The organism is Aquabacterium lacunae, assembly GCF_004310865.1.
Classification (GTDB): domain Bacteria; phylum Pseudomonadota; class Gammaproteobacteria; order Burkholderiales; family Burkholderiaceae_C; genus Aquabacterium; species Aquabacterium lacunae.
On the sequence record NZ_SIXI01000005.1, the window covers coordinates 252,856 to 274,769 of the forward strand.

Consider the following 21,914-nt stretch of genomic DNA (forward strand, 5'->3'; position numbering starts at 1 on the left):
CAGGCGCTCGAACAAAAGCCCCGCAGTGCGGGGCTTTTTTCTGGGCGTGTGAACCGAGGCTCAGTACCCCGACTCCACCGGCCGGCGCTGCAGCACCCCGATGGGCGGTGCCCAGCGCGAGCCCTTGAGTTTCTTGGAGGTGACCAGGGTGATGTCGGCCGGCTCGAACACCTCCACGTTGTGCGTGATGGGTGTGGTCAGCACGTACTGCGCGCGGGTGCTGCGCAGGAAGTGGCCCACCAGCTGGATGTTGCGCACGTCGAGGTGGGCGAAGGGTTCGTCGATGAACACGAAGCCGCCGGTGGTCGATTCTTCGTCTTTCATCAGGCCTACCAGCAGGATCAATGACTTGATCACCTGCTGGCCGCCCGAGGCTTCGCCGTCGTTCAGGCCGATGCTGCCCTTGCCGTCGAAGTTGAAGTTCACGCGCAGTTCGGCCTGGCGCAGGTGGGCGTCGTCGCCATCGAGGTTGGGCAACTCGGCGCTGACCTCCACGCCGGCCAGCTGGCCCAGCTCGACGATGTTCTTGCGGTAGCGGCGCACGGTCACGCGCAGCACGTCGGTGTAGCGCTCGCGGGCGTTGTCGACTGCAATGGCCGCCTGTGCGTTGCTGACCTTGCGCTGGTTCAGCTCGTCTTCCTGGCGCACCACGTGGGCGGTCATGAGGGTGAGCTGTTCCTGCACAGTGGCGTCGGTTTCCCAGTGGCCGGTGGCCAGTTCCTGCTCGATGGCTTCCAGGCGCAGGCGGGCCTGCGTGCCGTTGCCATAGCGCTTGGTCAGGGCCTGCAGGTGCTCGGCCTGGCGCCAGCGCGCCGGGAAGTGCGCCTTCTGCTGTTGCAGGGGCTGGGCCAGGGCCTGCACGGCGGTGAAGCGTTCGCCCCAGCTCTGGCCATGCACTTGCTGGCGCTGCTCGATGTGGGCCAGGCGTTCCTGGGCCTGGCGGTAGGCGTGCTCGGCATTGGCCTTGCCCACGATGGCGGCTTTGTGGTCGCTTTCGAGTTGCTGCCAGCGGGTGCCGGCATCGACGCGGGCCTGGCGCAAACCGGGCAGGGTGGCGCGGGCCTGGCTGAATTCGGCCTGGCGCTCGGCCAGCTCTTGCGCGGCGGTGTGGCCCTTGGCGGCCTGGCGGGCCTGCTTGAGCTGACGCTGCACCACTTCCTGTTCGCGGGCCACGGCCGTGAGCTGTTCATCGAGGCTGGCCAGGCGGGCGTCGATCGAGGCGCGGCGTGCGGCCACGGCGGCGGCGCCGAACTGGTGCTGGCCGGGGTCGACCCACACGCTGCGGCCGCCTCGGCCATCGCGGTGGTAGGCCTCGGGCGTGATCCATTCGCCGCCTTGCTTCACGCCGGCGTCGGTGTCTGCCACGCATGCGATCTGCGCCAGCTGGCGCAGCAGCCAGCGAGGGGCCTTGGCCGACCAGCGCAGCTTGCTCAGCAGCGTGCCGTCTTCGGGTTTGGCGGGCGCGTGTTCGGCGTCGGCCACCACGTAGTGGCGGTAACGCTCGCGCTCGGCCAGGGCCATGGCGCGGCCTTCGTCAGAGGCCTTGTCCAGCACCACCACCCAGCGGCTGCCGCGCAGCACGCCTTCGGCGGCGGCGCGCCACTTCTCGTCGATGATCTCGATGACATCGGCCAGCAGGTGGTGCGCAATGCCCGCTTCTTTCAGCACGCGGGTGAAGCCGGTCACATCCGGCGGGGGCGGGGCCTGGTGTTGGCCTTTGAGGCCGTCGCGGGCGCGCTGCGCGTCCAGGCGCTGGTCGCTCAGGCGCTGCCAGCGGGCCTGCAAGGCCTGCTCTTGTTCGCCCAGTTCTTTCAGCAGGGTGCCCAGCTGTTCGGTGTCGCCTTCCACGTGGGCGAGCTTTTCCAGCTCGTCGGCGTGCTTGCACAGGGCTTCGACCGGGCGTTCGGCCTCGCGGGCCTCGTCTTGCTGGCGGCGGGCCTGGCGCACGGCCACTTCCAGCTCTTCCACACGGGTGGCGGCCGCACCCTGGGCCTGGAAGGCGGCCAGGGATTCGGCTTTCAGGTCGGCCAGGCGGCGGTGGTCTTCGGCGGCCTGCAGGCGCTGGGCATGCAGCTCACGCAGTTGTTTGGCCACCTGCTTGCGCTCTTCCACCCAGGTCAGCACGGGCAGGGCCTCGGTGGCCAGGGTTTCGCGCTCGGCCAGCTTCAGCTGGTACTGCTGGTACAGGTTCACGCGCGATTCGAGTTCGGCGCGCTGCGCCTTGCCGTGCGAGAGCTCGCGCTCGGCGGCTTCCACTTCCTGCAGTAGTTGCTTCTGGTGGTTGCGGGCCTCTTCGTAGCGGTCGAGCACCTCCTGGTCACCGAACACGTCGAAGACCAGGCGCAGCAGCTCCTTGGGGCTGTATTCGCACAGTCGGTCGGTCTGGCCCTGTTCCAGCGCCAGCACGCGGGCGATGGCGCGGCTCAGGCCGGCGCCTTCGAGGCGCTTGCGCCAGTTGTCCACGCCCATCCAGTCTTTCTCGTGCTTTTCGACCATCGTTTCGATGGACACGTCGCCTTCGAGCATGAGGTAGCGGCGCACCCAGTCGCCGCCGTTGCGGTCGATGCGGCAGGCCAGCGTGACGGTGTCGCTGTAGAGCAGGCTGCGGGCGAAGGGCCGGTTCGACGCCTGGCGGGTGCGGGGGCGGTTGTCGACCGTGGCGCGCAGCCAGGCGCTGTCGGCGTTGGCGTGGCGGGCGTAGGTCTTGTAGTTGCGGCCGCCCGAGCAGTCCAGGCCCAGCAGGGTGCGCATGGCGTCCAGCAGGGTGGTCTTGCCCGAGCCGTTGGGGCCGGCCACGGTGATGATGGCGCCGTCCAGCGGCAGGGTCAGGCGCTGGCAGTAGTCCCAGTGCAGCAGTTCAAGGCTTTGCAGGTGAAACATGCGGGTGGGGCTCAGGCAGGGTCTTGGTCGGCGGTGGCGTCGTCGGGCGCTGCAGGGGTGTTTGCGGCAGCATCGGCATCGGCATCGGCATCGGCATCGGCATCGGTGTCAGGGGCGACACTCGCTGTGGGCCCACCACCCAGGGTAGCCACCGTGGCGTCGTAGGCGTCGTCGTCCATCACTTCGGGCAGCTGGGGGGCGAGGTTGCGCGCCTGGCGTAACACGTCGGCCAGGGTGCCTTGCAGCACACGCGGGGCCAGGGCGTCGTAGTCGAGCAGCAGATCCAGCAGCGGGCCTTCGACGATGTCTTCGCCCTTGCGCACGATGAATCCGTGGGCCTCCAGGCGCTTGAGGTTGGTGTCCAGGCGGGTCTTCTTGCCCAGCTGCACGCCGAAGTCGGCCAGCAGGGCGCGGTAGCTCACCGGGGGGCTGACGCTGGCGGCGGTGGGCAGCGGGCGGTCGCTGGCGAACATGTCGTTCTGGCCGTCTTTGGCGCTGTTGGCGCGGGCCGCTTGCCGCTCGCGCTTGGGCAGCACGATCAGGGCCCACAGCACCACCAGCAGCGACACCGCGTCGCGCGGCAGGTCGAGGTTGTTGTGGCTGTTCAGGCCGGCTTCGCCGAACACGGCGCCTTCGGCCGGCCGCATCAGGGCCACAGCCACGTGGTCGGCGTAGAGGTTGTCGACCAGCTTCAGGCCGACCTGGGCCAGCCGCTCTTGCGTGGCTTGCCACAGCTCGTGGTCGATCAGGGCGCGCTTGACCTTGGGGTGCTGGCGGGGCAGCCAGCGGCGGGCCAGCAGTTCGGCGGCCAGCAGGGCCGCATCGTCCAGGGAATGGCTCATGCTCAGGATTCGGTGGGGGCTGTGGCGCCGGGTTCGGGGCGCAGCAGGCCTTGGCTGATGAGTTGCACGTCGGGGTCGTCCACCGCGAGGTGCTGCGCGCTGAACTGCAGCTGCCAGGGCATGCGGGCGAGGTCACCCGTCTGGCCCTTGAGGGTGCGGGCCTGGCCGTCGCCCAGCAGGGGCAGCAGTTGCAGGCGGTAGGCGGCGTGGGCAAAGCGCCCGCCCAGCACGGCCTCGTGCAGCGGGTGGGCCTCGGCGTCTTCCGGTGCCGAGCTGCCGTCGGGCAGGGGCGGCGGCGGTGTGCGTTGCCACTGGCCCAGCAGGTCGATCAGGCCGCCCAGTTCAGGCGGCAGCTGCAGCACGTCGAGTGTGCCGTCGCCGGCTTCGGCGGCGGGCGGCAGGCCGCTGCTGCGCTGCGGGTCGGGGCGGTCTCGCTCGAACTCGCCTTCGGCCACGTCGACCAGGTCGTGCTGGCTGACGAACACAGGACGCACAGGCAGGCTCAGGGCCTCGCCCATCAGGGTGTCGAGGCTGGCGTGGTTCTGCAGCCACTGGCGCACATCGCTGGTGGTCAGGCCGGTGCTGCCCAGCGTGACGCGTTGGCGATCGGCCTGCTGCAGGGCGCGGGTGAACTGGCTGGCCATGGCCAGCAGGCGGGCCTGGGCGGCCCCCAGCGAGCGGGCGGCGCGCTCCAGGCGCGGGTCGTCGTGTTCGGCGCGGATCAGGGCCGTGAGGGCCTGACCGGCCTTGTCGACCAGCTGCAGCGCGCGCTCGAAGCGGGGCTGGGCCAGGCGCAGGCGGGTTTCCGAGCCACTGGCGATGGCGTCGGCGAAATCATCGTGCAGGCGCGACAGCTGCGCGTGCAGGTGCTGCAGGTGGGCGGCATCGACCAGGCCCAGCTGCTGCGCGCCGGCCACCTGGGCCAGCAGCGCGCCCATTTCGTCGTCGTCGGTGGGGGCGTTGTTCAGCGGGGCCAGCAGGGCCTGCACCTGCTGCGCCAGGGGCGTGAGCTGGTAGGTCAGCTCGCTGGCGTCCCATTGCAGCAGGTCGAGGTCGCGCAGGCGGCGCAGCACGGCCTCCAGTGGCTCGGGATGCACTTCATGGAAGACCTGCATCAGCTCGTCGCGGCTGAGGCGGCCTTGCGGCACGGCGCACAGGCCCAGGAAGCACCACAGGCGGAACTGCACCAGGGCTTGCGTGCCCGAGAACAGGCCGCGCAGGGCGTCGATCAGGGGCATGCGCTGGCCCAGCACCCAGGCGCGTGGATGGGCCGGTGCGGCGTCGGGGTCACGGAAGCAGGCCTCGAAGCGGCTCAGCTCGGCGGCTTCGGCCGCGTCGCTGGCGAGCGCGGCACTGTCTGGCGGTTTTCGTGCGGGCGTGAAGGCCTCATTCATGGGGGCAGATTGTGCCGGAAGCTGGGCGTGACCCGGCCATGCGGCCCGGCGCTCAAGGCCGCGGCAGCAACAACCCCCAGCCCACCAGCCCCCGAGGGCCCAGGCCGACCACCAGTTTGCCGTCGTCGCTGATGGCCTCGATGCTGCCGATCGGCAAACCGATGTCCCGGGGCAAGCCGGTCACCGGGGTGGTGAAAGCGCTCTGCCCACCGTTGCGCCAGACGACGGGCCCGCTCTGGTCAAAACCGACGGCGACACCGCTGGCGTTCGCGGCCTTCATCAGTGCCAGAGGCCCAGGCACGTCGGGGGGAGGCGGCTCGGTGGGCAGGGGTTGCGCCTGTCCTTGTGTCCAGACCGTCGGGTGCTGATAGCCCAGTGCATCGATCACGTCGCCGTAGACCCGCCCATCGTCGGCCAGGCGCACGATGCGGCAACGGTGGCCTGGTGGCGTGGCCAGTGGCTGTGCCACGCCTTGACTGAGCACATGGCATTGCGCGTCTGCGTCGACCTGAATTGCGATGGCGCCACTGGCGTTGATCGATCGTGCCACCGAGGACCGGTCAGGGCCCAGGCTCAGTTGTGCGTGCAGGTCGGTGGCCACGCCGTTGCGCCACATGGTGGCCCGCTGGAGTGCGCTGAGCTCCAGTGAACCAGAGGTGACCACCGAGCCCACGACCACCCCGCTGTCGTTGATGGCGCGAGCCCGCCCGGTGCGTTGGTCCAGCACGGTTCTTTTGCCCGATGCGTTCCACAGGGTGGGCACGGTGTTGGGGTTGGGGCTCGCGCCCACCACGAGCCCGGCGTTGTTGATGCCGTGCACCGCGTAAGTGGAGGTCTTCTTGTCTGTGCCCAGCTCCAGCGGTGTGGGCTGCCCTGTGGGCGACCACACGGTTGGCAGGGCGTTGTAAGTGGCGTCGTACCTCAGCCCGCGCCAGTTGAAGTACACGCCGCTTTTGACAAAGGCCAGGCCAGCCACTTTGCCGCTGCGGTTGACATGCAAGCCCAGGCTTGCCTCAACCCGCGACAGCCCTGGAGAGGCCGATGTCGTGGGCACCAGTGCCACGTACTGGTAAGAGGTTTGTGCCATGGCCCAAGTTGGCAGGCCACACAGAGCGGCCCAGCAGGCCCATCGTGTCAGATCTGGGCGGGTGCGCATCGTTGTTCTCCCTGAGGCATTGAGCGGTGGACTCTATGCCAGGGGAAGCATCCTCACCAGATGGGTTTACGAGTGGTGTTACACAAGGCTCATCAGGGTTTCGCAGGGAATCTGCTGGCGCAGTGTGGCGTCTGCGCAGGCCGAGACAATGCAACGCCCAGGCGCCCGCGAGGTGGCGCAGCGCTGCAAGGTGCTCAGGGGCTGTCCGTCGCGGGTGAACAGGGGGACCACGTCGGGGGTCATGGGGTCACGTGTGCGGCGCAGCACCACGGCCACCTCGCCCGTGTTCAGCTGCACCAGCGAGCCCGGCGGGTACAGGCCCAGCTCGCGGATCAGGGTGGCACCGAAGTAGCCTGCGCTGCGGTGCTGGAAGATCTCGCTGGCCACCCTGGGTGAGAGCAGGCCGGGGCGGCTGCCGCGCGGGCTGAGTTTGGCGCCCAGCACATCGCAAGTGCGCAGGGCATCGGCCAGCACATGCGTGCCGGTCAGGCCCAGGGGGTAACCAGTGCCATCGGGCTGTTCGTGGTGCTGCTGCACGGCATCGAGCCAGTCGGTGTCGGTCACCCCCAGTGCTTCGAGCCACCAACGGCTTTCGGTGGGGTGGTGTCGGATGTCTTCGCGCTGCGTCTCGTCCAGGGGGCCGTCGTGCAAGGCCAGCTGACTTTGCAAGGCCGTGATCGACACGTTCATGGTCAGTGCGGCCAGCACCCCCGATCGCTCGAGTGCCGGGGACCACTCCTTGCGCTGAGCGATCAGGCTCATCAGCAAGGCCGTGTGCAGGGCGTGCGCCACGCTGTAGCGATGCAATTCGACGCTCGGGGCGTGCACGACATGGAACAGGCCCACGTCCGGCGACTGCCTGGCCAGGTGCATGACGGCTGCGGCCGTGGTCTGCAGGGTGTCCAGCGTGTCCAGGCGCGAAAGGGGCTGCATCAGCACCGGGGTGAGCCCGTCGAGCAATTGCTGCCAGTGCCGCCAGCAACTTTGTGCGAGCGACTCGGAGGCCTCAGGGCCTGCGCAGTCGGGGGCGATGAGATCCGGGCGTGGCATGGAACCTCCTGCGTCACCAACAGGTGTTGGCAAGGGCCAGCGTACGTCAGGCGCCGCCTGCAGGACAGGAACTACGGCACACACGCAGCGATGTGCATTTGCACAATGCATGGCCGTTCAGGCCATGCATGGACGGTGCCTCAGGGCACGTACTGCGCCAGCCAGTCGGCGAACATGTCCGACAGCAGCACGCGCTGTGTGGTGGGCTTTTCTTCCCAGGCGCGCAGCGGTGTGCCCTTGCCGTCGAGCAGGTTGTTCAGGAACACCTCGACCGAGCGCAGGCCTTTCTCGACGATGCTGGTGCCGCCGAAGGTGACGATGGTCAGGCAGTGCGAGCCATTGATGTCCCGTGCGTTGGGCACGTAGTAGCCCACGTTGGGCTGCGTGTCGAGCATGTCGCGCCAGGTGGCCAGCTCCTGTCGCCATTTCACATTGAGCAGCTTCAGGCGGTCGTCGTTGGTCGGGGCCCCGGCGATCTCGGGGTAGAACTTCTGGTAGCTGAAGGCCGAGAAGTTCGTGTCCTCCTGGAACACGGCGTAGCCGATGCGGTCTTGCGGGTAGATCTTGCCCAGGCCGGTCGACAGGGTGCCCAGGTTGTCCACGCTGCCGGCTTCGGGGTAGCGCTTGATCAATTGGGTGACCAGGCCATTCTCGCCATCGAGCCCCCACACGTCACGGATCTTGTTGTGCAGCAGCACCGAGGGCGCCTGTTGCGGTGTGGCATTGCGCGGCACCGAGAACAGCGGGCCCGAGTCGGCCAGCAGCGCCATCTTCCTGGGCTGGATGGTGTTGCGGAACACCGGGTAGTTGGCCGCCGAACCCACGCCGCCGGCCGAGAAACCCGTCAGCAGCAGGTGATCGGGCTTGGGCAGGTTGGCCGCCATCCACTTGGCCACGGCCTCGGCATTGACGGCGCCGCGGTGCTGGTAGGTCAAAGGGTTGGCCGCATCGACGTTGTTGTACACGGCGGCCTTGTTGCCGGTGTGCACATCACCCGTGCAGTAGGTCAGGTAGACCATGTTCCAGCTTTGCGTCTGGATGCTGGTGAGCGGGTTGACGCGGGTGGTGAACGGCGTGACCAGCCCCAGGTGGGCCTGGCGGTTCCAGTCGGTCATGTAGTTGGTGGGGATGCCGTCGGGGTTGACCGCATCCAGCAGGGTGCCCCCCTTGCACGCGGCCTGGTCCCAGCAGGCGCCGCCACCTTCGAACATCACCACCGTCTTGCTGGTGAAGGGCGTGCGGTTCACGAAAAAGCGGTAAGGCGTGCCGTTGCCGCAGGAGGCGCCACTGCTGGCGGGCAGCTCGACCATCTCCCACTTGAGGTAGGCGGCCTGGGCGGCCACGGTGGTCAGCAGCGTGAGGGCGACGCCGCGGCCAGCGCCCAGCAGCATGGAAGACAGCGATTGCATGAGAACTCCGTGTGCAGTCAGATGCACCCAAGTTTCATTTGGTAGCGATCGCTATTGAATTGGGGCTTTCGAGCGATTGCCCCTCCAGGGCTTGTCGCACCGCCCCGAACCGGGGGTGGGTTTGTGCCCGGTTCGGGTGGAAAGGATGCGTGCGACGGGTCAGGCCTGGGTGCGGAACACCGCCACGGAGTCGACCAGCTGCCGCGATTGCTGCTTGAGACTTTCGGCGGCGGCAGCGCTTTCTTCCACCAGCGCGGCGTTCTGCTGGGTGCCCTGGTCCATCTGGCTGACGGCTTCGCCCACCTGCTGCACGCCCAGGCTTTGCTGATCGCTCGACACGCTGATCTCCTGCACGATCTGCGTGACGCGCTGGATGGCCTGCACCACTTCGTCCATGGTCTGGCCTGCGCGGTCGACCCGCTCGGTGCCGGTCTGCACCTGGTCCACGCTGGCCTGGATGAGGTCCTTGATTTCCTTGGCCGCTGTGGCCGAGCGCTGTGCCAGGGTGCGCACTTCACCGGCCACCACGGCAAAGCCGCGGCCTTGTTCGCCTGCCCGTGCCGCTTCCACAGCGGCATTCAGCGCCAGGATGTTGGTCTGGAAAGCGATGCCGTCGATCACGCTGGTGATCTCGGCGATGCGGCGTGAGCTGTCGTGGATGGCCTTCATCGCGTCCACGGCCTCATGCACCACCGAGCCGCCCTGCTGCGCCACCTGGCTGGCCTGCTGGGCCAGCTGGTTGGCCTGCCGTGCGTTGTCGGCGTTCTGGCGCACGGTCGAGCCCAGCTCGTCCATGGACGCTGCCGTCTCTTGCAGCGCGCTGGCTTGCACCTCGGTGCGCTGCGACAGGTCGCTGTTGCCATGGGCGATCTGCTCGCTGGCGGTGGCCACGCTCTCGGAGGTCTGACGCACCGAAGACACCACCTGGCCCAGGCTGTGCTGCATGGCCATCAGTTGCGCCATCAGGCTGTCGCGATCGCCTGGACGCAAGCGCACCTGCCCGGTCAGGTCGCCAGAGGCCACCGTGCGGACCAGGGCCACCGCTTCGGCCGGGTCGCCGCCCAGTTGCTTGAGCGTCTGCCGTGTGATCAATGCCGCCAGCCCCATCCCTGCCAGCAGCGTCACGCCCAGCAGTGCCAGCACCACGCCCAGCGCGGTGCGGTAGATCTGAGTGGCCGTTTCGCCAGAGGCCTGCCCCTGCTCGAACACGAAGCTGGCGGTCATGTCGAGATCGGTCAGCACGGTGTCGAACAGGTCCTTGCCTGCACCATCGCTGACGTCCTTGGCATCGGTCTGTTGCCCGCTGCGGCCCATCTTCACGATCTTGGCCGTCTGAGCCTGATACGCGGCCCAGGCCTGATCGGTCTTGTCGATCAAGGGCTTTTCGCCTTCCATCAGCTCGTGGCCACGGTACTGGCTCAGTGCTTTGCCCACCAGCTCGGCCTGCGCCTTCATCTTGTCTTCGTACTCGGCCATGTAGCCTTCGTCTGCTGCGGTGGTGTGTTTCACCTCCAGCTCGCGGAAGGCCAGCATGGCCGTGCGGGCTTCACCCAGGGCGCGCACGCTGGGCAGCCATTTCTCGGCCAGGTCGTCCGAGCTGCTGCTCACCCGGTGCAGGGCAAACAGCGCGGCAGCACCCAGCAGGGCCGTGAGCACGATCACGGCCAGAAAGGACGAGACCAGTCGGGCCTTCAGGCTCCAGGGGCTGGACAGCCCCTGACGGGCAGATGCGGTCAGCATGTGCGGTACTCCCCGGGCGTGCGCCCGATCACTTCTTGTAGCCGATGTAGGTGGCGCCGATCACGGCGCCGCTGCCGTCCTTGATGGGGCGGTAGCAGGCGTTGAAGGGAGTGCCCAGCACGTCGACGTCGCCGCAGTATTCCTTGCCGCCCTTGACGGCCTCGTAAGCCTTGGCGCGGGCCAGAGGCGTGCCCACGCCACGCTTGCCTTCTGGCGTCAACACGTTGGTCGATACGCGCACGAAGTCATCGCCATCCTTCACGAACACGGTGGCCGTGGCGCCGCTGGCCTTCTTGATCTCGTCGACCACGTCGTAGTTGCCGTTGATGCGGCGCGCGCCGAAGTACAGGGCGGGCAGGGTCTTGTCACCCTGGGCCATGGTGCCTTCCACCTTGGGGGCCCCGATCTTGGCCAGCCGCTCTTCGAGCTGGGAGATGGTGGCTTTGGGGTCATTGGCCAGGGCCTGACCGGACAAGGCCGACAGGGTCAGGCTGAACGCAATGAGGGTGCGGCGGCTGAGGTGCATGGAGCTCTCCTGAAAGTGCACGGGTGGGAAGGTGTGGCACAGACAAGACGCGCCACGGTCTGTACGTGCTATCGGTTCCTGCACCGCAGAACTGAGCGCCTGACCAGGCTGCGTCCACCTCGACAAGGTCTTGTCGCGTGAACGATTCACGCCTTTTCGTGCGCGATTGCACGCGGGGCGCAGCCGTTACCATGCCCCGAGCCAGACGCCTGTGGCGCCTGCTGCCCTCCCACCCCTTGTTTCCGAGCCTGCCCATGCCCGTCCTGCTGATTGCCAACCGAGGTGAAATTGCCATCCGCATTGCCCGTGCGGCCCAGGAGCTGGGCTGGCGCACGGTGGGCCTGCAGGCCAGCGACGAGGGCCACCCCCTGCATGCCGAGCATGTGGGCACCTGTGTGGTGCTGCCAGGGCGTGGCGTGCCGGCCTACCTGGACCAGGCCGCCGTGCTGGCGGCGGCGCGTGCTCAGGGCTGCACCCATGTGCACCCGGGCTATGGCCTGCTGAGCGAAAACGCCACCTTTGCCCGCGCGTGTGCCGAGGCTGGGCTGGTGTTCGTGGGGCCAGCGCCCGAGGTGCTCGACCTGCTGGGCGACAAGGCCCAGGCCCGTGCGCTGGCGCAGCGCTGCGGCGTGCCTGTCACCGCAGGCATCGACCGGGCCACCACGGTGGCCGAGGCCCAGGCCTTCTTCCGGGGTCTGGGTGAAGGCGGCGCCATGATGATCAAGGCCCTGGCCGGTGGGGGCGGGCGCGGCATGCGCGTCGTGCACACCTTCGACGACATCGCGCCCCTGCACGCCACCTGCCAGGCCGAAGCCCAGGCCGCGTTTGGCCAGGGCGCGGTGTATGTGGAGCAGCTGGTGGCCCGTGCACGCCACATCGAGGTGCAGGTGCTGGGCGATGGCTCCGGGGCCGTCAGCCATGCCTGGGAACGTGATTGCACCGTGCAGCGCAACCACCAGAAGCTGCTGGAGATCGCCCCGGCGCCGAACCTCGATGCGGCCTTGCGCCAGCAGCTGCTGGATGCTGCCGTGCGCCTGGCCCAGGCCGTGACGCTGCGGGGCCTGTGCACCTTCGAGTTCCTGGTGGACCTTGACCAGTCTGGGGCGTTCTACTTCATGGAGGCCAACCCGCGCCTGCAGGTCGAGCACACCGTCACCGAACAGGTCACGGGCCTGGACCTGGTGCAAAGCCAGCTGCGGCTGGCCCAAGGCGCCACCCTGGCCGAGCTGGGGCTGACCCAGGCCGACATTCCCCGCCCGCAGGGCTGTGCCCTCCAGGTGCGCGTGAACACCGAGCGCCAGCTGCCCGACGGCCGCGCGGTGCCGGCCACCGGCCTGGTGCTGGCCTACGAGCCCCCGGCGGGGCCCGGCATTCGCGTGGATGGCTGTGGCCATGCCGGCATGCAGCCCCACCCCGGCTTTGACACCCTGGTGGCCAAGGTGGTGGTGCACCACCCGCTGGGCTTTGCGCCCTGTGTGGCCCGTGCGCGCCGCGCCCTGGCCGAGTTTCGCCTCGATGGCGTGGCCCACAACATCGCGCTGGCCCAGGCCATCCTGGCGCATGCCGATGTGGGCGCGCACGCCGTGAGCACGCGCTGGCTGCAGCAGCAGCTCGCGGCCTTGCTGCCACTGGCCGAGCAGCAGCCGCGGCCCAAGCCTCTGATCCACCTGCATGCAGGCCCAGCCACGCAAGGTGCGTCTGCAGGTGGGGCCCACGCGGTGGCCGACCTGCCCGAAGGCTGCGTGGCCGTGTGCACATCGGTGCCTGGCTCGCTGATGGCCTGGCGCGTGCAGCCCGGCGAGGTGGTGCGTGCCGGCCAGTGCGTGGCGCTGGTCGAGGCCATGAAGATGGAGTTCGAGATCCTGGTCGAGCAGGGCGGGCGTGTGGACGTGCTGCTGGCCGAGGTGGGTCATGTGCTGGCCGACGGGCAGGCCCTGCTGGCACTCGACCCGCGGCACGACGACGGGCAGGCGCATGCCAGCGGTCAGCAGGCGCTCGACCCCGACCACATCCGCCCCGACCTGGCCGAGGTGGTGCAGCGCCACCTCGTGACCCAGGACGCAGCCCGCCCGGAGGCTGTGGCCAAACGCCACGCCCAGGGGCAGCTCACCGCGCGCGAGAACATCGACCGCTTCGTCGATGCTGGCAGCTTCATCGAATACGGCGCGCTGGCACTGGCCTCGCAACGCACCCGCCTGAAAGAGGCCGAACTGATCGCCCGCAGCCCCGCCGATGGCCTGGTGGCCGGGCTGGCCACCGTGAACGCCGCACAGTTCGGTGAGCAGGCCGCCCGCTGCATGGTCATGGCTTATGACTACACCGTGTTCGCCGGCACGCAGGGCGTCATCAACCACCAGAAGACCGACCGCCTGCTGCACCTGGCCCTGCAGCGGCAGATCCCCCTGGTGCTGTGGGCCGAAGGTGGTGGTGGGCGCCCCAACGACGAATACCCCGGGGTCAGTCTGCTCGACAACATGACCTTCCTGGGGCTGGCCCGCCTCAGTGGCCTGGTGCCCACGGTGGCCATCGTCAATGGCCGCTGCTTCGCAGGCAACGCAGCCCTGGCGGGTTGCTGCGACGTGATCATCGCCACGCAAAGCACCACCCTCGGCATGGCGGGCCCGGCCATGATCGAAGGCGGCGGCCTGGGCAAGTTCGCACCCGAAGAGGTGGGCCCGGTCAGCATGCAGGAGCCCAATGGCGTGATCGACATCGTCGTGAAGGACGAGGCTGAAGCCGTGGCCGTGGCCCAGCGCTACATGGGCTACTTCCAGGGGCGCACCACCGACTGGACCGCGCCCGACCAGCGCCTGCTGCGCCACCTGGTCCCTGAAAAGCGCACCCAGGTGTACGACGTTCGCGCCGTGATCCGCACCCTGTGTGATGAAGGCTCGGTGCTGGAGTTGCGCCCGCGCTTTGCCAGCGGCATGGTCACGGCCCTGGCGCGGCTGGAGGGCCGCCCCGTGGGCCTGATCGCCAACGACCCGCGCCACCTGGGCGGCGCCATCGACGCCGATGGGGCCGACAAGGCTGCGCGCTTCATGCAGCTCTGTGACGCCTTCGACATCCCGCTGGTGTCGCTGTGCGACACGCCCGGCTTCATGGTGGGCCCCGAGGCCGAGAAGACCGCCACCGTGCGCCACTTCTCGCGCATGTTCCTGGCCGCGGCCAGCCTCACGGTGCCTTACTTCGTGGTGGTGCTGCGCAAGGGCTACGGCCTGGGCGCGCAGGCCATGACGGCCGGCAGCCTGCTGGCGCCCGACTTCACCGTGAGCTGGCCCACGGGCGAATTCGGCCCCATGGGCTTTGAAGGCGCGGTGCGCCTGGGCTTTGGCAAGCAGCTGGAAGCCATTGCCGATCCGGTGCAGCGCCAGCAGGTGTTCGATGGCCTTGTGGCCGAGGCCTACCGACGCGGCAAGGCCTTGAACATGGCCGCCCACCTGGAACTCGACGACGTGATCGATCCGGCCGACACCCGCCGCTGGCTGTTGCGTGGGCTGGCCTCGATGCCGCAACCGGCGCCACGCCAGGGCCGCAAGCGCCCCTTCGTGGACGCCTGGTGAGCCCGTGCTATCTTCGCGCCCCGCCTGACCGAACCCGATCCTGCTTCTGCACCTGATTCCGCGCCCGATGAACATCACCGTCCTCGAAGAACTCAAGGCCTACATCGACCCCCTCACGCCCGACGAACACGAGGCACTCGAGCGCAGCCTGCTGGCCGAAGGCTGCCGCGATGCACTGGTGCTGTGGGGCGACATCCTGGTTGACGGCCACAACCGCTACGCCATCTGCACGCAGCACGGCATTCCTTTCGAGACGAAGCAGCATCCGCACTTCCGCTCCATGGAAGACGTGCACCTGTGGATGATCAACCAGCACCTGGGGCGGCGCAGCGTGTCCGATTACCAGCGTGGCGTGCTGGCCTTGCGCAAGAAGGCCCTGCTGGAAGCGCGCAAGCAGGCGGCCGTGAAGGCGATTGACCAGGCCACCGCTGCAGCGCCCGAGGCAGCCGTCGCTGATGCCGCCCCCGCTGCGGGTCCGGCGGTCGGCGCCGTGGCCGCCGACACCCTCGCGCCGTGGGAAGAGGCCGAGCCGCTCAAGAGCCGCGAGGCCATTGCCCGCGCCGCCCGCATCAGCGCCGCCACCGTGGCCCAGATCGAAAAGATCCAGCAAACGGCCGTGCCCGAGCTGGTGGCCGCCGTGAAGGCCGGTGACATCTCGATTTCTGCTGCGGCCGTGGTGGCCACCTTGCCGCAAGACGAGCAGCACAACGCGGTGGCCGGTGGCAGCAAGCAGCTCAAGGAAGTGGCCCGCCAGGTGCGGGAGGCCAAATCAGGCAGCCGCACACCCAAGGCGCCACCGGCCGAAGAGCTGGCTCAGCAGGCAGCCCAGGCCGGGCAGGACCAGGAGGCGCTGCTGCGCGAACTGACCGAGCCGCGCCCCGACGAAAGCCCCGAAGCCTTCATCGCCCGCCTGCAGCGCACGGTGCGCGAGCTGTGGCTGGACCGTGCCCGCCTGACCCGCGGCGCCTGACGCCCAGCTTGACATGATTCACTGCCTTCATCCGCCACACCACAGGACACCCATGAGCACCTCTCGCCGCCCCAACCAGATGAGCCGCATGCTGAGCAAGCTCGACGGCCTGCCCGCTGGCTTGCGCCAATGGCTGACCTCCAAGATGCTCGGGCGCGTGGTGCCCATGGTGGGCACGGCCGGCCTGCGGTTCGAAGAGGTGTCATCGCAGCGTGTGGTGGTGCACATCCGCAACCGCAAGCCGGTGCAGAACCACATCCAGGGTGTGCACGCCGCCGCCATGGCCCTGCTGGCCGAAACGGCCACCGGCTTTTGCGTGGGCATGAACCTGCCCGATGACAAGCTTCCCCTCATCAAGACCCTGAAGGTGAACTACCTCAAGCGCGCCCAGGGCGACATGAAGGCCGTGGCCCAGCTGCGCCCCGAGCAAGTCGAGCAGATCCTCACGCTCGACAAAGGCGAGGTGACCGTGCCCGTTCAGATCACCGACAGCACGGGTGCCGAACCCATCCAGTGCGAGATGGTCTGGGCGTGGGTGCCGAAACAACGCAAGGCCTGACGCCAATCGTCCATCGCGTGCAATCCGCACGCGCCCCGTCTTTTTTACCATTCGATGCAGCTGTTGCATCCCTAGACTGCCCTCGTCAGATTCACACGCAGGGGTCGGCATTCCCCGGCCCGACTGTGTGAACCGAGGAGCAACAACATGAAGCGACACACCTTGGCGGCCCTGGTGGCTGCCGGTTTGCTGGCTGCCTGCGGCGGCGGTGGCAACAGCGGCGAGACCAAGCTCAACCCGGTGGGCCTGAAAGTGGTGGGGGCCAGCCTGGCCGACTCGGGCACCTTCGGCCTGAAGTTCACCGTGCAATCGGCCAGTGGCACACCTTATGCGGTCTACACCGAGCGCGTGGCGGCTGCTTACGGCCTTTCCTTGTGCGCCCACTACCGCAGCAGCAACGGCGGTGTGAGTTACACCACCAACGACGCGTGTTTCAACCACGCGGTGGCGGGGGCTGCCATCAACTTCGGCTTGATGACCGACACCAACAGCGACACGGTGAACGACACCTTCACGGCGGTGCCGGTGGTGCCTTCGAGCATGCTGCGCCAGCTCAGCGAGCTGTCGGCCCGTGGCATGAGCAGCGGCGACGTGCTGATTGTGGGCGAGGGTTCGTCGAACGATGCGGCCCAGCTGATCACGGCTTACCTCACCGATGCACAGACGGCTGGCACGCTGAACACTACCTTGTTCCGACAGGTCATCACCTCGCTGCTGCAGGACGGTGGCACGACCGCTGGCAGTGGCGTGCTGGCCACCGACAAGGGTGCAGCTGCCGGTGCGGCCTACATGACCCGACTGGCTCAGACCCTGGTGGCATCCATCAAGACCCAGGCGCTGGACAAGGGCGTGCAGCGCGTGGTGGTGCTCAACACCCTGGATGTGACCCGCACCCCCAGGCTGCAAGCGGTGTTGAGCACGCTCGATGCGACCCAGGCCGCGCAGTTGCAAGCCCTGTTCCGGGCCTGGGTGCAGGCCTACAACGCGGCGCTGAACACGGCCGTGGCGGCCCATGGCGGCAAGATCGCCGTGGTGGACCTGTTCACCGCCTTCAACGACCAGCTGGACAACCCCGCGCAGTACGGCTTGACCAACACCACTTCGACCGTGTGCTTCGAAACCGTGAACGCAGCGGGGGGCACCAAGACCAACAGCGTGGTGGCACCCGGCACCATCGGCCTGGGTGACACCAATGTGTCGGTGTCGGTGCCGCAGACCTGCAATGACGCGTATGCGTCGAGCATCATGCCCACGCAGAACGCCACGGGCGCCGACTGGTGGAAGACCTATGTCTTTGCCGACAACTTCCACCCCACCCCTTACGGACACCAACTGCTCGCCCAGCTGGTGGCCAAGCGCCTGGCCGAAGCTGGCTGGTTGTGAGCAAAAGGAATTCGACATGACACATCGACTGACTGCTGTGGCGGCCGTGACCGCCTGCTGCCTGGGCTTGCTGATCGCCCCGACCGACAGCCATGCCGACAGCGGCTGGTGGGTGGGCAAGCTCAGTGCCCGCATCGGGGTCAACGCGGCCTTTCCCCAGGTCGAAAGCGGCAACCTCAGCGCGCCATCACCGGCAGGCTCCAAGGTCGACATCAGCAATGCCTACGCCCTGGGTGGCGGGGTGAACTGGAAGGTGGATTCGCACTGGAGCCTGGACCTGCCTGTGGGCATTCCATTCAAGGCTCGCATCAGCGGTGATGGGGCCATTGCTGGCGTGGGAGAGATCGGTGAAACCCGCGTGGTGCCCGCCACCGGCTTCGTGCAGTACCGGTTCCTGGACGAAAAAGCCGCGGTGCGCCCTTTGTTCGGCCTGGGGTTGACCTACGTGAACTTCGTCAAGGAAAAGGGCAATGGCACGCTCACAGCGCTGCTTAACCCGGGCGGCAACCCCGTCACCTTGAAGGTCGAAGACAAGTTCACCCTCACGGCCCAGATGGGTGCCACCTACAACATCAATGAACGCATGTTCGTGGAAGGCATGCTGGCCTTCACACCGCTCAAAACGCGCACCACGCTCAGCACAGGGCAGACCATCGACGTGCGTCTGAACCCGATCACCGCTGGGTTGTACGTGGGTTACCGGTATTGAGGTGCAGGCCACATGAGCCGCTGATCAAGGCGTGCCAGAGCGGTACACGCGATTGACCTTGGGCTGCAGACTGTAGGCCGTGTGTTCCGGCATCGCTTGCAAACCGATCAGCGGCAGGGCCTGCAGCTCGCCGTTGATTCGTGACGTCTCGCTCGCGTCGGCGGGTCGGCGATGCCACTGCGCCGTGTGACGCACCAGGTCGGCACGCACACCGCGCACCTCGCGCAGCGTGGTCACCTGGTGTTCGTAGCGCACCAAGGGGGCCTCGGGTCGATCGGTGTCGAACACCATGCGGTGCATCTCCCTGAACGCCTGTGCATCAGCAGATCCGTCGGGTGGTGCGGCGCCTGGCCGCAGCCACGTGATCGACAGCAAACCGTGCTCGAACTGCATGGTGGGCAGCGGTGCCGTGTCGGGCGTGCCCAGCAAGGTGGTGTTGCGCCAGCAGCGGGTGGTGTGGTCGGCCGAGTCGGCCTGAGTCTGCACGACCAGCGTCCATGTGCGTGGCGCACCCGGCGATGTGGGCGGCGCGGCCTGCACCATGGCCAGGCGGATCATTCCAGCATCGGCCTGACGGACTGTGACCAGGGCTGGTGATTCGGTGTGCAGCGATGCATGGCCCGCTTCGGGCCCTTGCGTACAGTCGGGCATGTGCGCCCCCTTCGATGGCGTGCTTGACGCCGGCAGTGTGCCTGCATGGGCCACCCCCAGGCTGCTCACCACCAGCAGGGACACATTGAACCAGGTGTGCACCAGGGCGCACACGCTCAACCGTTGAAACCTGAACCACACCATGCCCAGCACCCAGGAGGGAATGAACCACAGCCAGGCCATGGGCCCGGCCATGCCGTGGTGAAGCGCCACGAACACCAGGCTCACCAGGCCGTTGGCCACCCAGGGGGCCTGTCGGGGCCAGCGACGGTGCAGCCACCGGACACATTCTGGCAGCAACTGGCGCCGCAGCGCCCATTCCTCCACCCAGGGCCCCACCAACAAAAACGCCACCCAGTGCACCCACCCCAGCGGTTGCAGGGACAGGCCCAGGTGGCGGTGGGCCAGCCAGGCCACCCCCAGGCTGGCCGAACCGAGCAGCATCAGCCACCCGGCATCGGCGCGCCGCAAGGGGGAGGCGCTGTGCATCAGCCTTGCTTGCGACGGCGCCAGGCGGCAAAGCCTGCGGCGCCCAGCACCAGGGCCAGCAGCGAAGCATCGGTCTGGCCAGGCAGGGCCGTGCAGCCACCACCGCCGCCCGACGAAGGTTGCGCGGCGGCAGGCACCGCAGCCGCCACCACACCCTTGGCGCCTTCCAGCAAGGTGAACTCGACATCGGCCAGGCGCTGGATTTCGTCTTCGATGATCACGTCCGCGCGGGCGGGCAGGCTGCCGTTGGCACGGATCACGTTCGAGCTGAATTTCGAGGTGTCGGGGATGGTCAGCGCCACGATCACCGCCGCATAGTCACCGGCCGGCAGGCGGCCGTCGAGGCTGAGCGTGTAGACCCCGTCGTTGGCGCGCTCGTCGGCGCCCGCGCCGTTGTCCTGCATGCTCAGGCCTTCCAGCACCGTGGTGCCGTCCGACGTGCGCACGATCGACACCTTCACATCACCGCCCTTGATGGGCGTGCTGCCACCAAAGCGCGCCGTGATCACCGGCACGGTCAGCGAGTCGCTGGCGCCACCGACCACCGAGGCGCCGAGGCTGATCGGGTTGGTGGCGGTCGACGCATCGCTGTAGACCTCCATGTCGAGGCCATCGACGGTGGTCGATGAGGCTTGGGCCCGCATCACGATCTCCGCAAACTCCATCGGCGAGCGTGTCGCCGCAGGCGCGAGGTCGTTGGTCATCACGTACGTGGCTTCGCCATTTTGTGTGTCAAGGGTCAAGCCGTTTTGCGATGTCAAGGTGACGAACACGCCATTTTTGTTGCGAATGCTGAAGGTCAGCTTGTTGGCGTCTTCGGGGTCGAAGAACCACTTCAGCACCACCTTTTCACCGTCGTACTCCTTGGGGGACAGGATGAAGGTGGTGATCGCCAGGCCACCGGCCCCGAGGGCCGGGTGCGAATCCACGTCGATCAGGTTCAGCACCTCGCCGGCTTGCGCAGCAGCGGCCTTGGCCATTTCGCGGGTGGCTTCCTGGGCGTTCTTGGCGGTGTTGAAGTCACCGCCGGTTTTTGGGGCCAGGGTGGCCAGGGGCACGGTGTCGGCGGCAGGGGCCACCACGGGTGCGCTGGCCGGCAGGCGGAAGCCCACCACGTTCAGGGCCACCTTGTTGTCTTTGGCCGTTTGCGCCAGCGTGGCGGGCGCCGTGGCGCCTTGGCGGGTCAGCACCTCCAGGCTGTCGGTGGTGGCGCTGCTGGCCAACGGGGTGGTCAACAGGCTGTTGCGGACGGCATTGAAGGCCACACCGATGTCAAAGCTGCCCGAGGTGGCACGCGTGATGCCACTGAGCGCCGTGATGCGCGCGTTGATGCCGTCGCTGTCATCGCTGAACGTCGGTGCATTCCCGCTGACGATCGGAAAGGCTGTCACGGCATAGCGCGCCTGTTTTTGCACGTCGGTCACAGCCGCTTCACGTGTCAGCATGGCCTTGGCGGTGGCAATGGCTTCGTTGAAGGCGCTTTCCGGCAGCGTGCGATCGATCACGATCACCTTGCGTTGCCTGGGGGCGGGGCCCTGTTCCGGCAATGGGCCGTTGGTGTTGTGAATCTCTTGTCCCGCATCGCTCTTGAAAATGATGCTGAGGTCGCTGGCATGGCCTTGGATCTGGGCTTGCCCGTCGCTGGCGTTGGTTTTCAAATCGGCCACGGCCGGAACACTCAGGTTCTTGAAGGCCGCAAACCACTGGCGACGGCCATTGTGGCCCGCATCGCCCCTGGCCACTTCGCTGTCCAGGGCCGGGTTGCGGATCAGGGTTTCCCAGGCGCTGGCACCCTGGTTGTTGCTGCTCAGGCGGTACACCCGGCCTTGTGCTGTCTGTGTTTCTGCACCATAGTCTGCGGCCGTTGACAGGCGGGCGAACGTCTCATGGTTGTTCATGATGGTGTTCAACGCGGTGTCGGTGCTTGCCGGGGATCCGGGGTTGGCCGGGTCCACCGCTTTGCCTGCTTCCACGTATTCGTCGGCCAGGCCCAGGAAGTAGTGGCCCAGTTCGTGGGCCACGACCTGGCCCAGGAAGGCTTCGGTGCTGACTTCCGGGTCCTGGCCGCTCGGGGCGTTGTTCATGCCCAGGAAGTTGTAGGTGCTGAAGCCTTCAAAGCCAAAGCCGCTGAAGCCCGTGGCGTACGAGCGGCCTTCTTTGTTGATCAGCTGGATGTCGACGTTTTCGCCGTATTGCTTATTGCTGAACACATACACGTTGCGCAGCTTCTGCTTGCCGTTGGTCATCACGAACAGGCTGCGCGAGAGCTGGTTGATCTGCGCGCGGATGTAATCCTTGTTCAGGGTGATGCCTGGAGCGTTGAAATGAAGGGGGGGATTTACAAAGTCCCAATCCACGTTCACGGTCAGGTCCACAAACTCCACGCCTTCCTCATTGACCGCGTTGCTGGTCTTGCTCAGCGGGTGGTTGGCCGCGTGGGTCAGGCTCAGCGGAGTGGCCAGTGTCAGCAGCGAGGCGGCCATCAGCGAGGCCGAGAGTTTCTTGAGCGTCATCATGGGTGCGAGCGTCCTTCTCATGGGTCCAGTGTTCACATCACCTGCGGTTGCTTGCAGGGGGTGGCTGGACTCTAGGC

15 protein-coding genes are annotated in these 21,914 nt (G+C 67.5%); 5 read left to right on the forward strand and 10 right to left on the reverse strand.

Annotation, left to right across the window (positions count from 1 at the left end):
* Positions 1-60 precede the first annotated feature (60 nt).
* The 8 genes from EYS42_RS13265 to EYS42_RS13300 all read right to left on the reverse strand — a co-directional run bounded on the left by EYS42_RS13265 (position 61) and on the right by EYS42_RS13300 (position 10,997).
* Complete coding sequence (locus tag EYS42_RS13265) at positions 61-2,880, reverse strand: ATP-binding protein (protein WP_130968665.1); 2,820 nt, start codon at positions 2,878-2,880, stop codon at positions 61-63.
* A gap of 11 nt (positions 2,881-2,891) precedes the next feature.
* Positions 2,892-3,722, reverse strand: a complete 831-nt coding sequence (locus EYS42_RS13270) for a hypothetical protein (RefSeq protein ID WP_130968666.1) — start codon at positions 3,720-3,722, stop codon at positions 2,892-2,894.
* Positions 3,723-3,724: 2 nt separating this feature from the next.
* Entirely contained in the window at positions 3,725-5,116 is a 1,392-nt protein-coding gene (locus EYS42_RS13275; RefSeq protein ID WP_207301160.1) for a hypothetical protein, read from the reverse strand.
* Positions 5,117-5,168: 52 nt separating this feature from the next.
* A complete protein-coding gene (locus EYS42_RS13280; protein ID WP_130968667.1) occupies positions 5,169-6,203 on the reverse strand; it encodes a hypothetical protein in 1,035 nt (344 codons plus the stop codon).
* Between the two features lie 147 nt (positions 6,204-6,350).
* Positions 6,351-7,322, reverse strand: coding sequence for an HD-GYP domain-containing protein (locus tag EYS42_RS13285; protein WP_165456775.1), 972 nt, complete (start codon positions 7,320-7,322; stop codon positions 6,351-6,353).
* A gap of 140 nt (positions 7,323-7,462) precedes the next feature.
* Entirely contained in the window at positions 7,463-8,731 is a 1,269-nt protein-coding gene (locus tag EYS42_RS13290; RefSeq protein WP_130968669.1) for a pectin acetylesterase-family hydrolase, read from the reverse strand.
* A gap of 159 nt (positions 8,732-8,890) precedes the next feature.
* A complete protein-coding gene (locus tag EYS42_RS17450; protein WP_130968670.1) occupies positions 8,891-10,471 on the reverse strand; it encodes a methyl-accepting chemotaxis protein in 1,581 nt (526 codons plus the stop codon).
* A 28-nt stretch (positions 10,472-10,499) separates the two neighbouring features.
* On the reverse strand, positions 10,500-10,997 hold the full coding sequence (locus tag EYS42_RS13300; protein ID WP_130968671.1) for a Cache 3/Cache 2 fusion domain-containing protein: 498 nt from the start codon (positions 10,995-10,997) through the stop codon (positions 10,500-10,502).
* A gap of 254 nt (positions 10,998-11,251) precedes the next feature.
* On the opposite strand from EYS42_RS13300, the gene EYS42_RS13305 reads away from it, so the two are divergent.
* The 5 genes from EYS42_RS13305 (at position 11,252) to EYS42_RS13320 (ending at position 18,181) form a co-directional block, all read left to right on the forward strand.
* The gene (locus EYS42_RS13305) at positions 11,252-14,560 is read left to right on the forward strand and encodes an acetyl-CoA carboxylase family protein (RefSeq protein ID WP_130968672.1); all 3,309 of its coding nucleotides are present in this window, start codon (positions 11,252-11,254) and stop codon (positions 14,558-14,560) included.
* Between the two features lie 67 nt (positions 14,561-14,627).
* Positions 14,628-15,530: a ParB N-terminal domain-containing protein gene (locus EYS42_RS13310; RefSeq protein WP_130968673.1), complete on the forward strand. Its 903-nt coding sequence runs from the start codon at positions 14,628-14,630 to the stop codon at positions 15,528-15,530.
* Positions 15,531-15,582: 52 nt separating this feature from the next.
* Positions 15,583-16,089, forward strand: coding sequence for a DUF4442 domain-containing protein (locus EYS42_RS13315; RefSeq protein ID WP_207301161.1), 507 nt, complete (start codon positions 15,583-15,585; stop codon positions 16,087-16,089).
* 147 nt (positions 16,090-16,236) lie between these two features.
* On the forward strand, positions 16,237-17,472 hold the full coding sequence (locus tag EYS42_RS17100; protein ID WP_165456776.1) for an SGNH/GDSL hydrolase family protein: 1,236 nt from the start codon (positions 16,237-16,239) through the stop codon (positions 17,470-17,472).
* A 16-nt stretch (positions 17,473-17,488) separates the two neighbouring features.
* Entirely contained in the window at positions 17,489-18,181 is a 693-nt protein-coding gene (locus tag EYS42_RS13320; protein ID WP_165456777.1) for an OmpW/AlkL family protein, read from the forward strand.
* A 24-nt stretch (positions 18,182-18,205) separates the two neighbouring features.
* Here the strand turns inward: EYS42_RS13320 and EYS42_RS13325 are convergent, their stop codons facing one another.
* Together EYS42_RS13325 and EYS42_RS13330 are read right to left on the reverse strand one after the other, a co-directional pair.
* Positions 18,206-19,321: a CPBP family intramembrane glutamic endopeptidase gene (locus EYS42_RS13325; RefSeq protein ID WP_130968675.1), complete on the reverse strand. Its 1,116-nt coding sequence runs from the start codon at positions 19,319-19,321 to the stop codon at positions 18,206-18,208.
* A complete protein-coding gene (locus EYS42_RS13330) occupies positions 19,321-21,858 on the reverse strand; it encodes a JDVT-CTERM domain-containing protein (protein WP_130968676.1) in 2,538 nt (845 codons plus the stop codon). Before EYS42_RS13330 ends, EYS42_RS13325 begins: the two co-directional genes overlap by 1 nt.
* Positions 21,859-21,914 lie beyond the last annotated feature (56 nt).